General features: G+C 37.4%; 17 protein-coding genes and 1 other RNA gene. 2 read left to right on the forward strand and 16 right to left on the reverse strand.

Annotation, left to right across the window (positions count from 1 at the left end; translation table 11 throughout):
• Positions 1–15: 15 nt before the first annotated feature.
• The 5 genes from P3U61_RS09370 to P3U61_RS09390 form a co-directional block, all read right to left on the reverse strand.
• Positions 16–903 (reverse strand): primase alpha helix C-terminal domain-containing protein, encoded by an 888-nt coding sequence (locus P3U61_RS09370; RefSeq protein WP_099987263.1) that lies wholly within the window; start codon positions 901–903, stop codon positions 16–18.
• A gap of 29 nt (positions 904–932) precedes the next feature.
• On the reverse strand, positions 933–1235 hold the full coding sequence (gene tscT / locus P3U61_RS09375; RefSeq protein WP_099987265.1) for a type II toxin-antitoxin system toxin TscT: 303 nt from the start codon (positions 1233–1235) through the stop codon (positions 933–935).
• A 134-nt stretch (positions 1236–1369) separates the two neighbouring features.
• Positions 1370–1579 carry a type II toxin-antitoxin system antitoxin TscA gene (gene tscA / locus P3U61_RS09380; protein ID WP_099987267.1) on the reverse strand — a complete coding sequence of 70 codons (210 nt, stop codon included), beginning with the start codon at positions 1577–1579 and terminating at the stop codon, positions 1370–1372.
• Position 1580: 1 nt separating this feature from the next.
• Positions 1581–1784: a pathogenicity island protein gene (locus P3U61_RS09385; RefSeq protein ID WP_085237787.1), complete on the reverse strand. Its 204-nt coding sequence runs from the start codon at positions 1782–1784 to the stop codon at positions 1581–1583.
• A gap of 12 nt (positions 1785–1796) precedes the next feature.
• Positions 1797–2015: a helix-turn-helix transcriptional regulator gene (locus P3U61_RS09390; RefSeq protein WP_100006792.1), complete on the reverse strand. Its 219-nt coding sequence runs from the start codon at positions 2013–2015 to the stop codon at positions 1797–1799.
• A gap of 179 nt (positions 2016–2194) precedes the next feature.
• On the opposite strand from P3U61_RS09390, the gene P3U61_RS09395 reads away from it, so the two are divergent.
• Positions 2195–3028 (forward strand): helix-turn-helix domain-containing protein, encoded by an 834-nt coding sequence (locus tag P3U61_RS09395; RefSeq protein ID WP_099987271.1) that lies wholly within the window; start codon positions 2195–2197, stop codon positions 3026–3028.
• On the forward strand, positions 3018–4124 hold the full coding sequence (locus P3U61_RS09400; protein ID WP_099987273.1) for a site-specific integrase: 1107 nt from the start codon (positions 3018–3020) through the stop codon (positions 4122–4124). The genes P3U61_RS09395 and P3U61_RS09400 overlap by 11 nt, the downstream gene beginning before the upstream one ends.
• Before the next feature lie 109 nt (positions 4125–4233).
• Here P3U61_RS09400 and ssrA read toward each other — a convergent pair.
• The 11 genes from ssrA to gap all read right to left on the reverse strand — a co-directional run bounded on the left by ssrA (position 4234) and on the right by gap (position 15392).
• Positions 4234–4593, reverse strand: a transfer-messenger RNA (tmRNA) gene (gene ssrA, locus P3U61_RS09405).
• 73 nt (positions 4594–4666) lie between these two features.
• Positions 4667–5131, reverse strand: coding sequence for an SsrA-binding protein SmpB (gene smpB, locus P3U61_RS09410; protein WP_014614474.1), 465 nt, complete (start codon positions 5129–5131; stop codon positions 4667–4669).
• A 15-nt stretch (positions 5132–5146) separates the two neighbouring features.
• Positions 5147–7504, reverse strand: a complete 2358-nt coding sequence (rnr, locus tag P3U61_RS09415; protein WP_063284482.1) for a ribonuclease R — start codon at positions 7502–7504, stop codon at positions 5147–5149.
• A gap of 54 nt (positions 7505–7558) precedes the next feature.
• Positions 7559–8299, reverse strand: coding sequence for an alpha/beta hydrolase (locus P3U61_RS09420; protein ID WP_014614476.1), 741 nt, complete (start codon positions 8297–8299; stop codon positions 7559–7561).
• A gap of 98 nt (positions 8300–8397) precedes the next feature.
• The gene (gene secG / locus P3U61_RS09425; protein ID WP_014614477.1) at positions 8398–8631 is read right to left on the reverse strand and encodes a preprotein translocase subunit SecG; all 234 of its coding nucleotides are present in this window, start codon (positions 8629–8631) and stop codon (positions 8398–8400) included.
• Between the two features lie 68 nt (positions 8632–8699).
• Positions 8700–9167 (reverse strand): hypothetical protein, encoded by a 468-nt coding sequence (locus P3U61_RS09430; protein WP_014614478.1) that lies wholly within the window; start codon positions 9165–9167, stop codon positions 8700–8702.
• 136 nt (positions 9168–9303) lie between these two features.
• Positions 9304–10608: a surface-displayed alpha-enolase gene (eno, locus tag P3U61_RS09435; protein WP_063284481.1), complete on the reverse strand. Its 1305-nt coding sequence runs from the start codon at positions 10606–10608 to the stop codon at positions 9304–9306.
• 127 nt (positions 10609–10735) lie between these two features.
• Positions 10736–12253, reverse strand: a complete 1518-nt coding sequence (gpmI, locus tag P3U61_RS09440) for a 2,3-bisphosphoglycerate-independent phosphoglycerate mutase (RefSeq protein ID WP_096636602.1) — start codon at positions 12251–12253, stop codon at positions 10736–10738.
• Positions 12254–12255: 2 nt separating this feature from the next.
• Complete coding sequence (tpiA, locus tag P3U61_RS09445) at positions 12256–13017, reverse strand: triose-phosphate isomerase (RefSeq protein WP_323695690.1); 762 nt, start codon at positions 13015–13017, stop codon at positions 12256–12258.
• 45 nt (positions 13018–13062) lie between these two features.
• Positions 13063–14253 carry a phosphoglycerate kinase gene (locus P3U61_RS09450; RefSeq protein WP_014614482.1) on the reverse strand — a complete coding sequence of 397 codons (1191 nt, stop codon included), beginning with the start codon at positions 14251–14253 and terminating at the stop codon, positions 13063–13065.
• 131 nt (positions 14254–14384) lie between these two features.
• On the reverse strand, positions 14385–15392 hold the full coding sequence (gene gap, locus P3U61_RS09455) for a type I glyceraldehyde-3-phosphate dehydrogenase (protein ID WP_014614483.1): 1008 nt from the start codon (positions 15390–15392) through the stop codon (positions 14385–14387).
• Positions 15393–15432 lie beyond the last annotated feature (40 nt).

Consider the following 15432-nt stretch of genomic DNA (forward strand, 5'->3'; position numbering starts at 1 on the left):
ATTAACGCCTCCTTCCTAAAGGTTATTAGTATGCTTTTTGTAAATGGAATTGAATGTTTTATTCACTTCATTCTGTTCAATAGGCGGTGTGCAAGTCATTGCCCATGCGCTTGCTAATCCATATACTAAATGTGCATCTACATATCTTCGCAATAAGTAACCTATCAAAGACGCTAGAGCCTCATTCCGTTCACCCTCTGCAACTCCGAATGCAATATCACGCCAATGTGACGAATCTCGTTTGTTATATACAACTTTGATGTGCTGAGATTCGCCCTCAGTTGCATCGAGAGGATATTTAGCAAAGCAATTATCCAATTGTGAGCGTGTGATGAATGGTGCATCATTGATATACCAGTGGAATGGTGCGTCTTTACCACTTATAACGGGCAATGCGGATAATTGAATAGGTTTAAAGCACGACTCGTCTATTATTTCTCCGATATACCTCGATAATGCCCCAGCGTATTTCGTATACTCTTCTGGCTCTAAAATATCATCTATAGGCACGAGTAATCGAAATCTAGGACGCAATGCCTCATCATTCTCATCATGTGTATCACGGTGTCTATACGTGCTATATATGAAGTATGCAAAGTGCTTCATCTTCTTTTTAACGTTATCGAGAAATCTATTCATATCATCGATGTCGTCATAGTCCAATGAAAACACTTGTCTATACATCACATTTTCTTTCAAACGACGGTGTGATATACCTTCACCATCAGCAACATCACCGTATATCGCTAGCTTATTAGCGTATTTATCATAGCTGACAACTGGACGAGTTAAAAACTCGCACCAGTCAGACCACTGAATATTTTTTACGTTTTCTGTTCCTTTAGATGTTAAATTTTGATATAATAGAACATGAATTTCATCATCGTACTTTAAATCAAACATAGAGAGGTTCTCCTTTCTTATATAATTTGCTATGCGTTATCAGTTCTGTCGCCAAACTTCGCTGATGACGCTTTTTCTATTTCTTTAAACTCTTGAATTTGCTTATCGAGTCGCTCAATATATATGTGCATCAATTCACATAACTGCTCAATTTGAATACGGTGTTCATGGTATTTATAGCCATGTAGTTTCACTTCGTTCATACTCAACACGTGACTAGGTTCATGTATAAAATATTCATCTTCAAACCACCCAAAAGAAGTAACTGCATCATTGATTTTCTCTTTAACTATTTCAATTTCACTAAATAGATTTCTAATTTCCAGATTCATTATTCGTTCTCTCCTTTGTCATTTAGTAATACATAGAGTTCGTCCAAGTGTATTGTTGTGTTTTTCTCTTCAATTTCCAGATCGTCCCTAATCATCATTTGGAAATTCTCAAATGCTTCGATAACATTCTCATCTTAAATTTCCTCCACAATTTCAAAGTTATTTTCAATTTGCTGTATCGCCCACCGCATAATTGCTTCTAAATGTTTCTCACGGCTCACAGTTTCATACCATTCATTTCCCCCTTCTTCAAACTTATGTTTGTATTCGGTTGCTACATCATCGCTTACTGCAATCAATGTATTATAAATATCACCAAGCACCTGTATTTGTTGTTCGTTCATCTTAACTACCTACCTTTTTCTTATTTTTGATTTCTGTAATTCTTGATAGATCCATTTCTAACACTGCAATTTGAACATCATTATTGATTTCAGGAAAATACTGTTCAAATACTTGTGGCGATACATTCAAAAGCAAATTGTGTTTAGTGTCTTTGATGTTGTACCAGCCGACAATTGTCTTTGTAATAATGACTTGTTGTTTCATCGTTATTCCTCCTTATTGTGATACTGGAAATTCAGTTGAGAATAGTTGTTCAATTGGAATGCCATACATTTCGCTGAGTGTGCGTGCCTCCGGGAGTGTGAAATATGCCTTACCAATTTCTTTCAACGAATACCGCTGTGGAGATAAATTTAATTTTCTGGCCACATAGTTCTGAGTATGTCCGTGTTCCTTTCGTGTGATGTATAAAACTGGGTATTGAATTTTTGTCATGTTTATTCCTCCTTTGAACTTTTTAGAACATAAAAACAAAAAATAAAACCTATTAAATAGAACTTTTTAGAACTTATAAATTGATAATATCACGATAGAAAAGTTTAGTCAAGAAAATAATTGAACTTTTTTGAACAGTAAACTACAATATAGGTATATAAAATGAAAGGGGCTTAAACATGTATGACAAACAGGAAATAGGCGCACGTATTAAAAAAATTAGGATAAATTCAGGAAAAACACAAGAAAAGTTTGGAGAATTGTTTTCTGCAAGTAAAGGTAATGTAGCTATGTGGGAAAAAGGGGCATCATTGCCCAACAAAAAAAGATTGTTACAAATTTCTAATATGGCTAACATTTCTTTAGATAAACTTTTATATGGGGAATTACTGCCATATATACGTGAAAATTTGTCATTTAGTGATGTGGAAAATTACTTTGATGAAATGGATCTATTTGTAAAGGATCGTTTAACGGATATGATTTATAACGTCAATGAATACCAATATTCTGATGTGTTTGAACGTGGAATATATCAAGAAATATTAAATCTCTGTCAAAATACACTTAAAACCGAGGTGGATTTTTTTATCACAGAAGGTATAAAGACATTTAAAAGTTTTGAAGATAAAAGTGAAAAAATCCTACGTTTAAATGTCGGTTACCCTTTAGTGAATAAGTTTTTAAATGGAATACCTCCAAAAAATATCGATTATATTAGCGCATTTAGATTTATAGTAGGCTACAAATTTCAAGAATATAGATTTGATGAAGAAATTATAAATTATGATGAGCCGTTAATGGAGATTTATGAAATATTGGTTGGTTATTTCAAGAAAAATGTAGATTACGACGAGTTGATAACAAAAGCCTCTACACTTTCCATTGTTCTCAAAGATAAAGGGTATTCAGAAGATGAATTGGGAAGAGCATTGATTAACTTTATTGATGGTCAATTACAAGATATTTTGTTTGAGAAATCAAACATAACAGGTGATACACATGACACGTGACCTAAGATTAGCACACAACATTTATAAAGACAGTAAACGTGGTACATATTACTTCCGCATCACATACTATGACAAGACGAATAAGCGCCAGTATATTACACGTAAAGGATTCAAACAACGTAAAGAAGCTGTGAAAAAGTGTAATGAAATCATGGACGAATTAGAGGGCATAGGACAACTTAACAGATTGCCTTTTGATAAACTTGTTGAGGAATATATAGAGTGGTATTCAGCACGTCGTAAGTCATCTAGTGTAAAAGCATTAAAGACACATACAAACAACCACCTGTTACCTTATTTCAAGTCTATGGACGTTTTTAAAATTACTACACAAGATGTGATGAAGTTTCAAAACAAAAAGTTAAAAGAAGGGCATTCTGGAGATTACTTAAAGAAGATGCATGTATACCTAGTATCATTACTGAACCATGCAATGAAGTTTTATGATCTAAAGCAAAATGTAGCTTCCCTTGTAGGTAATTTTGAAATAGAATCTCAGAAACGTTTAAACTATTGGACACTAGAACAATTCAATGAATTTTATGAGGCACTGGCTACACAGCAACAAAAATTATTCTTTAAATTATTGTTCTACTCTGGAGCACGCAAGGGTGAGATTAGAGCCCTCACATGGCGTGATGTTAACTTTGATGATGAATTTATCCATATAAACAAAACGGACTATCACGGTGAAGTGACAGCCCCTAAAACGAAATCAGCCATACGTGATATTTACTTGCCTGCTCACATGATGAATGACATCAAGAATTATTTAAATTGGTATAAAGAGAATAACATATATAAAGATGATTATGTATTATTTGGTACATTCTTTAAAGCATATAGTGAGTCTACTATTGATCGTTGGTTTACCACTGCATTAAAGGTACTAGATAACCAACTTCCAGACGGTCAAACATTCCCTAGAATCGTTATACACGAATTAAGACATAGCCACGCATCAATGCTAGTTAATCATGGTGCTAGTATTATGGTAATAGCTCAGCGTTTAGGTCATGCCGATAGTAATGAAGTATATAACCGATATGGCCACTTATACCCTAGTACACAAAAAGAAATAGTAAAATTTTTATGAAACACTGCCTACTTTTTTGGTGGTGTTTTTTTATGTGCTGTGCATTTTCTGTGCACTATTTGTGCACCCGAAAATAAAAAGCCTACAACCGCAATGGTTATAGGCTACATAGTGGAGACGGCGGGATTTGAACCCGCGTCCAAAGGTCCTGATACAAATGTTTCTACGTGTGTAGTCTATCGTTCAATTTCACATCATGCAAGGCGATAGACAGCCAACATGATGCTAGTTTGATTCATCTCTTCTCGCCAGACTTCAAACGGCAGTGACGAGCGTATCCTACTAAAGTTGAATCACGTTAACAGCACATAGGCGATGCTGTTAGGTGATGCAGAGTGCAATTAGGCAGCTACTGCGAAATTATTGTTAGTTTTGCCAGTTATTATAAACTGATGTGTTGGTAACGAAGACAACCCTCCGACACGCTTCATGAGCTCGGGGGACCCCTGTCGAATCCATAAACGTCCCCGTAGTATTCAATGTGCTTCCGTTATATGAAAGCACATTATATCATATCAAAAATTGACATACTTCGCAAATTCTTAATATTTTTGTTTCATCGCACGGTCCATATCACGTTTAACCGCTTTTTCTTTTAATGATTGACGCTTATCATATTTTTTCTTACCACGTGCAACGCCTAATAATACTTTACAATTGCCGTGTTTCAAATACAATTTAAGCGGAATAATCGAATAACCAATCTCACGCGTACGTTCGCCTAATTTCAAAATCTCACGTTTGTGTAATAACAGTTTACGTACACGTAGCGGATCATGATTAAAACGGTTCCCCTCTTCATAAGGCGCAATGTGCATATTATGCAAGAAGATTTCACCATGTTTCACTTGTGCGTAACTATCTTTTAAATTGGCACTCCCACGACGAATCGATTTAATTTCCGTCCCTTGTAACGCAATGCCCGCTTCAATCGTGTCCTCGATGTTATAGTCATGGCGCGCTTTACGATTTTCTGCTAATGTGCCTTTTCCTGATTTTTTTGGCATTGGTTTCACCTCAAATTATTTTTTCTTTTTTCGTGCCTTTTTCTTTACTTTTTTACCTTTATAAAACGGCTTGTGTTGTGTATTACCTGATTTGTCACGTTGTCTCGCATTTTTACCTTTACGTGATTTACGCTTTTTCTTTTTATCAGTTTTCTCAAATTGAGTGCCTTTTGTTTTCGCTTGAATCGTTTTACCACGTGGGTCTCTTTCACGTTTCGAGCTTACATCAATTGGCATACCTACAATTTGGAAATCGATTTGACGTTCATCCACATCAACATGAATGACTTTAACCTTTACGACATCACCAATGCGGTAAACTTTCGCTTTTCGTTCACCAATCAATGCCATTTGGCGCTCATCAAAATGGTAATAGTCATCAGACATATTTTGCATGTTGACCATACCTTCAATCGTGTTGGGCAACTCTACAAACATACCAAAATTCGCGACAGAACTGATGACACCTTCAAATTCATCACCAATATGTTGAATCATAAACTCCGCTTTTTTCAGTTCATCCGTATCACGTTCTGCGTCAATGGCACGACGTTCACGATTTGATGTATGCTCAGCAATTTGTGGGAGCTTTTCTTCCCATTCATGCATTGCACGACCATCCATCGACTTTTCGATTAAATATTTACGCACTAAACGATGAACAATCAAGTCTGGATAGCGACGAATTGGTGACGTAAAATGCGTATAATAATCTGCCGCTAAACCGAAATGGCCTAAGTTATCAGCATCATAACGTGCTTGTTGCATTGAACGTAACATCATGGTTGAAATGACCATATCTTCAGGTCGTCCAGCAATCTCTTCGTGAATGTTTTGCAACGTACTTGGATGAATATCTTCGCCTGTTCCTTTGACCATAATGCCAAAGTTCGTAATAAAATCAAAAAACTGACGGAGACGTTCTGACTTCGGCTGTTCGTGAATACGGTAAATGAATGGCACTTCCATTTGATTGAAATGTTCTGCCACTGTTTCGTTTGCAATCAACATAAATGATTCGATTAAACGTTCACCTTCACCGCGCTCACGTGTCACGACTTCTTTCGGAATCCCTTCCTCGTTTACGATAACTTTCGCTTCTTTAATATCAAAGTCGATTTCGCCACGTTTTTTACGCATCGCAATCAATTGTTGTGATAACGTCTGGGCTAAATCTAACATAGGCACAATTTCTGGATATTGTGCTCTTGTCACTGCATCTTTATCTGTAATGATCCGATTTACCGCGTCATAAGTCATACGTGCGTTAGAATGAATCACACTTTCAAAAATCTCGTGTTTGACCACTTGACCTTGTGCATCAATTTCCATTCGACAACTCATGGCTAAACGGTCGACCTCAGGATTTAACGAACAAATCCCATTACTCAATCGGTGCGGAATCATCGGAATGACACGGTCGACTAAATAGACACTTGTCGCACGATCATACGCTTCTCGGTCTAACGCTGAACCTTCTGTGACATAATAGCTCACGTCCGCAATACTGACTGTCAATTCCGTGTTGCCATTGTCCAACTTTTTCACAGCAATGGCGTCATCTAAATCTTTCGCATCTGCACCATCGATTGTAATCGTCAGTTCATCTCTTAAATCACGACGGCCTTTAAGTTCATCGGGTTGTATTGTTTCAGGTACGTTTTCCGCTTCTTTCAATACATCATCAGGAAACTCAATTTCAATGCCATGTTGGTAAATGATCGATAAAATATCAACACCCGGATCATTTTTATGGCCTAAAATCGCTGAAATCTGCCCCTCTGGACTGTTCGTACCATCTGAGTATTGGGTAATTTGCACTAACACTTTATGGCCTTCTACTGCACCAAGTTCTTGACCTTTTGGCACGAAAATATCTTGCATAATGCGTTTATCATCAGGTACAACGAAACCGAAATGACGCGCTTCAGAAAATGTACCGACAACTTGTTTAATCGAATGGGATTCAATCGCCTTCACTTCACCTTCGAACTTGCCTTTGCGAAAATCACCGCGCGACTTCTTCACTTCGACTAATACGACGTCTCCATCCATTGCACGGTTGATTTTTGTCGGCGGAATAAAGATGTCTTCCATTTCTTGATCATCTGGACGTAAAAAGGCAAATCCCTTTTTATTTTGGCTTAATGTTCCTCTCACTAAACCTGAATTTGTCTTCTGTTGTTGTTTTTGATAACGGTCTTGTTTCGTACGCGTCACCATTCCTGTTTGTTCTAACTCTACCAAAATCTTTATAAGGTCACGAAATGAATCCGCACTACTCAATCCTAATGCATCTTGGAAGTCAGATACAGACATGGGTTCATAATCTGCACTTTTAATGATTCCGATAATCTCTTCTTTTAAATTCATTTTGCTCCTCCTTTCTTTTTAGAAAATAGTTAAAATTGATGTGTTATCGGCTATTTATTCAGACCAATCTAATGACTCTAAAAATTGATAAACATCTTCAAATACTGCTTCTTTTTCTTTATCAATAGTAATGACGTGACCAGATTCTTTGTACCAAGAAATTCGTTTTTCATCCGACATCACTTCATCATAAATGACATTAGCAGAATCTGGATTAATCATCTCATCTTGTTCAGCCTGTATCACTAAAATAGGATCAATTACTTCATCCACACTGTCGCGCACTTCTTGAATCGTCCCTTGTAACTCTCTCAACGTGTCAGTCGGATGAAACGCTGCCATTTCGCGCTCAATCGTTTCGTCATCTTTACCTTCATATTTTTTAAATTGACGGGCATAGTCTAGTACACCTTCATACATGGCCCCTTCCGTTTTAATGTACATCGGTGAGCACATCGTTACAATACCCTTTACAGTACGATTTAAGCTTAGTTTTAATGCAAAAACGCCACCTAATGATAAACCAGCGACAGCGATTTCGTCATAACCGTGTTCCACTAAAAATTCATAACCATCGAGCACATCTTTATACCATACATGAGGACTCGATTGCAAAATTTCTTCAGGTGGGGCCGCATGTCCTTCATAATGAGGTGCATAAGAGGTGTACCCTTTTTTCTGTAAAAAGCGTCCTAATTGTCTCACATCTGAACTGTTGCCAGTAAAACCGTGTAATAATAATACTGCACGTTTTCCTTCCTCAAAAAAGAAAGGTTTCGGTAATTGAATCTTCATCGGTAAACTCTCGTCCTTTCAATAACTCATACACTCTATTCTATCGGTTTGATACGGCGTACACAAACAAAAAAGTCCGACTTTTCAACGGCCGGACTCTACATATTGAAGTAACTGATACCTAACATTAATACAAAGAAAATAATCGAAAGTACAATTGTCAATCTATGCAAAAATAAATCTACACCACGTTGTTTTTGTTTACCAAATAATTGTTCAGCACCACCACTAATGGCACCTGATAAGCCATTGCTTTTACCTTCTTGCAATAAAACAACAGTGATGAGCGCGATACAGTCAATAATGAGTAATACTACGAAAAAACTATGCATCAGACTGTCCTCCATTCATCATATACGAAAGCTATTTTATCATATATTTAAACGATTCACAACAAGCTTTATCGATTAAACGTCGACTTGCGTTTGACACTCACCCTAATCATCATCACTGCCAGTACGAGCGATCCAACGATTACTAACGCATACGGGATTAAACCGAAGAAACCTTTCACATGAAAAATCGCTGTGTAAAGGATTGGTGGATTGAGTAACGCGTTGAAAATTTGTGAAATGAAAACCGCTAACATAAACCACCATAAATAAGGGTGTTGATTTTTTAATGCGACCACACCTGCTGCATTCGCGAGTATGTATAGAATGCCGATGTAACGTAAACTGTTATTAATCGCATTAATACTATTTTCAGTCGCTTTATTTCCCGAATGTTCAAGCATATACGTCACCACTTGACCATCCACAATCATGACTTGATGAATCACTAAACAAACGGCGAATAAAAACGACAGATAAGCAAGTAACTTTCCTGTATGTTGGGCACGTAGCTCCGTGTCTTGTAATTGTGGCATTTCTTTGCTCCTTCTATATCATATAAGCCTATTATAACAGTTTAAAACGATGAAAGAAAATCAATGTTGGACATTTAAAAAAGAGGTTAGAACGCGATGTCCTAACCTCTCATTATAACATTATAATCTCATCTACTTATTTGCTTAAGTTGTAGAATGATTTTAAGCCTTCATATTTAGCTGTTTCGTAAAGGTCATCTTCAATACGTAACAATTGGTTGTATTTCGCAATACGGTCTGTACGTGATAATGAACCTGTTTTGATTTGTCCAGCATTTGTTGCAACAGCGATGTCAGCAATTGTTGTATCTTCTGTTTCTCCTGAACGGTGTGATACAACCGCAGTGTAACCTGCTTTTTGTGCCATTTCGATTGCTTCAAATGTTTCAGTTAAAGTACCGATTTGGTTAACTTTGATTAAGATTGAGTTACCGATACCTTGCTCAATACCTTTAGATAAGATTTCAGTATTTGTTACGAATAAGTCGTCACCTACTAATTGAACACGATCACCAATACGTTCAGTTAATAACTTCCAACCTTCCCAGTCGTTTTCATCCATACCATCTTCAATCGTAATGATTGGGTATTTATTAACAAGTTGCTCTAAGTAGTCTACTTGTTCTTCAGCAGTAAGTTTCGCTGCATTTTCACCTTCGAATTTAGTGTAGTCATATACACCGTTTTCATAGAACTCAGATGATGCACAGTCAAAACCTAAGAATACGTCTTTACCTGGCTCTAAACCAGCTGCTTTGATTGCTTCAAGAATTGTTTCTACGCCATCTTCAGTACCTTTGAATTTAGGCGCGAATCCACCTTCATCACCTACTGCAGTAACTAAGCCGCGTTTTTTCAAGATTTTAGCTAATGCGTGGAATACTTCAGCACCCCAACGTAAAGCTTCTTTGAATGACTCAGCACCCACTGGTAAAATCATGAACTCTTGGAATGCAATTGGTGCGTCTGAGTGAGAACCACCGTTAACAATGTTCATCATAGGTGTTGGTAATACTGTTGCATTGAATCCACCTAAATATTTGTATAAAGGTTGACCTAAGAAGTCTGCTGCTGCACGCGCAACTGCAATAGAAACACCTAAAATCGCATTGGCACCTAATTTACCTTTGTTTGCAGTACCATCTAATTGAATCATCATTTTATCGATTGAAACTTGTTCTAATACTGAGAACTCGCCTTCGATTAATTCAGGTGCAATAATTTCGTTTACGTTTTCAACTGCTTTTTCTACACCTTTACCTAAGTAACGATCCGCATCGCCGTCACGTAATTCTACTGCTTCGTGTTCACCAGTTGATGCACCTGATGGCACTAATGCGCGACCGAACGCACCACTTTCTGTTAATACTTCTACCTCAACTGTAGGGTTACCACGTGAGTCTAATACTTCGCGAGCGTATACATCAGTAATAATTGGCATAATGTTAAATCTCCTTTTTCAATCAATTTATAAATATATATTCAATATGGTTTGAACATACTTTATTCCGTTTTATATTTGACTACTTAATGCTATTATAGCGATTCATCTGTGTTTCTCAAATGATTTAATGTTGAATTAATGATTCACCCGTCATATCTTCAGGTTGTTCGATATTTAATAAATCAAGTAACGTTGGTGCTAAATCGCCAAGTCGGCCTGTTTCACGTAATGTGATGCCTTCTTTTGTTACAATGACAGGTACTGGGTTTGTAGTATGTGTTGTCATCGGTTGATCGTCATCTGTTAATACTTCATCGGAGTTACCATGGTCCGCTGTAATGATAGCTTGTCCGTCCATGTCTAAAATTTTATCAACGACGTCACCTAAACATTCATCTACTGCCTCAATTGCTTTAATTGTTGGCGCTAACATCCCACTGTGCCCTACCATGTCAGGGTTGGCAAAGTTAAGAATAATCAAGTCTAACTCACCTTTATCCAACTCTTTAAGTAATGCATCACGCACTTCGTAAGCACTCATTTCAGGCTTTAAGTCATACGTTGCGACTTTAGGTGAATTGATTAAAATACGACGTTCACCTTCAAACTCTTCATTCTGTCCACCGTTCATAAAGTATGTCACGTGTGGATATTTTTCAGTTTCAGCAATACGTAATTGGACTAAACCATTGTCTTGTGCCACTTCACCAATTGTATTTTTCAAGTCTACTTTTTCAAATACAACTGCTGAATCTACTTGATCATTGTATTTTGTAAATGTCGCATAGAATAAATCATTTACGCGCTCAACTTCAAAACCGTCGAATGCTTTGCTTGTGAAAATTTCAGACATTTGGCCTGCGCGGTCTGGTCTGAAGTTGTAGAAAATCACAGCATCGCCATCGTTCACACCATCGTTTTGGTTTTCAACTACAAACGGTTCAACAAATTCGTCAGTTAAATTGTTGTCGTAGTTTGCTTGAACACCTTCACGTGCTGATGCGTACTTTACATCACTGAATCCGCGAATTGCATCGTATGCTTTTTGTTCACGATCCCAACGTTTATCACGGTCCATTGCATAGTAACGTCCTGATACAGATGCAAATTGACCTACACCTAATGCTTTAAATTTCTCTTCTGTTTCGTCGATATATTTTAAAGCTGATTTTTGATCAACGTCACGACCATCTAAAAATGCGTGGACATAAACTTTTGTTAAGTTTTTACGTTTCGCTAATTCTAACAGCGCGAATAAATGTTTGTAATGACTGTGTACGCCACCATCAGAAAGCAAACCGAAGATGTGTAATGCGCTATGATTGTTTAATGCATGGTCCATTGCTTTGTTTAAGACGTCATTATCGAAAAAGTCACCATCTTCAATAGACTTATTGATACGTGTTAAGCTTTGGTACACAATACGTCCGGCACCAATGTTCATATGGCCCACTTCTGAATTCCCCATTTGTCCTTCAGGAAGTCCCACATCTAAACCACTTGCTTCAATTTGAGTCGTAGGATACTTCTCATAGTAGCGATCAAAGTTTGGTTTATGCGCTTGTTTAACAGCATTACCGTGTACCTCTTCTCGATTCGCAAACCCATCAAGAATAATAAGCGCTGTAGGTTTTTTTGCCATAATTATTTTGCACCTTCTAACAATTGAGTATAATCTTCTACTTTAAGTGATGCACCACCAACTAATGCGCCATCAATATCAGTTTCAGCCATATATTCTTTAATATTGCCTGGCTTTACACTACCACCGTATTGAATACGTGTTGCTTGTGCTACTTCATCACTTGTTAACTTCGAGATTTTTTGACGGACCGCTGCACACATTTCGTTCGCATCTTTCGCTGTTGAAGATTTACCTGTACCAATCGCCCAAATTGGTTCATAGGCGATAACAACTTTTTTAATTTGTTCATCTGATAAACCTTTTAACGCTTTTTCAACTTGGGCTTCAACGATTTCGTTTGCTTTACCACTTTCACGTTCTTCATCTGATTCACCGACACAAATGATTGGTGTCATGTTGTGGTTAAACACTGCATGCGCTTTTTTGTTAATATCTTCATCAGTTTCGTGGAATAAGTCACGACGTTCAGAGTGACCGATGACAACGTAGCTCACACCTAATGCTTCTAATGCGACTGGAGATGTTTCCCCTGTAAACGCACCACTCTCTTCAAAATAAGTGTTTTGCGCACCGATTTTAAGACCTGGCGCAACATTTTCTTTTGTTAATGAAATCAGTGCATCAAGTTGAATTGTAGGTGCACAAATCACTGCCTCAACTTCATTTGTATCTGGTAATGCTGGTAACGTTTGTACAAAATCTTTCGCTTCTTGTACAGTTTTGTTCATTTTCCAGTTACCTGCGATGATTGGTTTTCTCACTATTAAACACTCCCTCTATTGTTCAATCAAATTTCATCTATAGAGTTATAGATTTGCGATTGCTTTAATGCCCGGTAATTCTTTACCTTCTAAGTATTCTAATGACGCGCCGCCACCTGTAGAAATGTGCGTGAAGTCATCTTCAAAGCCAAGTTGCATTGCCGCTGCTGCTGAATCGCCACCACCGATAATTGTTGTCGCATCTTGCAGCTCAGCAATCGCCTCACACACACCAATTGTACCTTGCGCAAAATTACTGAATTCAAACACACCCATTGGACCATTCCATACCACTGTATGTGCACCTTTTAATTGTTCTTTGAAAAGTGCAACTGTTTCAGGACCGATATCCATTGCTTCTTGATCTTCAGGAATGTCGTCGATAGAAACTGTTGTAATTTGTGCATCGTTTGAGAATTCTTTCGCAACTTTTGCATCAACTGGTAATACGATTTGATCACTTGCGCGTTCTAATAAATCTTTCGCGAAGTCAATTTTATCTGCTTCAAGTAATGAAAGACCAATTTCTTTACCTTGTGCTTTTAAGAATGTGTACGCCATGCCGCCACCAATCAGCACTTTGTCAGCAATATTTAATAAGTTTTCAATGACACCAATTTTATCAGAAACTTTTGCACCACCAAGGATGGCAACAACAGGTTTGTTTGGATTTTCAACAACGCCACCGATAAATTTAATTTCTTTTTCCATTAAAAATCCAGCAACTGTTTCTAGATGTGTTGAAATACCAACGTTTGATGCATGTTCACGGTGAGCTGTACCGAATGCATCATTAACAAAAATATCGCCAAGTGATGCCCAGTAACGACCTAATTCACTATCATTTTTAGATTCTTTCTTACCATCAACATCTTCAAAACGTGTATTTTCAAACATCAACACATCGCCTGAATTTAATGCTTGGATTGCAGACTCTAATTTTTCGCCACGTGTTTCAGGAATAAATTGGACGTCTTGACCTAATTTTTCTGATAAACGTTTTGCAACAGGTGCTAATGAAAGTTTCTCTTTATCACTTTCTTCTTTCACTTTACCTAAGTGTGAGAATACGACTACTTTCCCACCTTGCTCAATGATGTACTTTAAAGTTGGCAATGCTTGAACGATACGGTTGTCGTTCGTGATTTCGCCGTCTTTCATAGGAACATTGAAATCCGCGCGTACAAGAACAACCTTATCCTTTAATTCAACATTTGTGACATCCTTTTTTGCCATAAAGCATCCTCCTCGTTATCGCTCTCAATTTTAAAATAAGCGGAGAAGCGTTTGTGCTCCCCCGCCTACTATCAGCTACAAAATAGTTAGAAGCACATATTTAAGTACTTACAAACCTATTTTAATCTATATTATTTAGATTGGCTTGCTAAATATTCTAAAGTACGAACTAATTGAGCAGTGTATGACATTTCATTGTCGTACCAAGATGCAACTTTAACTAATTGACGGTCGCCAACAGTCATTACACGTGTTTGTGTAGCATCGAATAGCGCACCGAATGTCATACCGATAACGTCAGAAGATACGATTTCGTCTTCAATGTAACCGAATGATTCGTTAGTTGCTTCTCTCATGACTTTGTTAACTTCTTCAACTGAAACTTCTTTTTCTAATACAACTGTTAATTCAGTTAATGAACCAGTTGCTACAGGAACACGTTGTGCACCACCGTCTAATTTACCATCGATTTCAGGAATAACTAAACCGATTGCTTTCGCAGCACCAGTTGAGTTAGGGATAATGTTTTCAGCAGCTGCACGCGCACGACGTTTGTCACCTTTTCTGTGAGGTGCGTCTAATGTGTTTTGGTCACCAGTGTAAGCGTGAATTGTTGTCATTAAACCTTCAACGATACCAAAGTTGTCTTGTAAAGTTTTGGCAACAGGTGCTAATGAGTTTGTTGTACATGAAGCACCAGAAACAACTGTTTCAGTACCATCTAAAATTTCGTGGTTAACGTTATATACAACTGTTTTAAGGTCACCTTTAGCTGGTGCAGAAATTAATACTTTTTTCGCGCCTGCTTCGATGTGTGCTTCAGCTTTTTCTTTATCAGTGAAGAAACCAGTACATTCTAATACCACGTCGATGTCTAACTCGCCCCATGGTAAGTTTTTAGGTTCTGGTTCAGAGAATGATTTCACTTCTTTACCATTTACACGGAAACCACCGTCAATTACTTCTACTTCTTCAGTAAAACGACCTTGTGTTGAGTCATATTTTAATAAGTGTGCAAGCATATCGTCGTCTGTTAAATCATTTACTGCTACAACGTCGATATTTTCCACATCTTGAATTCTTCTAAATGCTAAACGACCAATTCTACCAAATCCGTTAATTGCTACTTTTACTGCCATGTTAATGGCCTCCTTTAAATGATATTTAAAAAGTGGATCA

This window comes from Staphylococcus pseudintermedius (assembly GCF_034042775.1).
GTDB lineage: Bacteria > Bacillota > Bacilli > Staphylococcales > Staphylococcaceae > Staphylococcus > Staphylococcus pseudintermedius.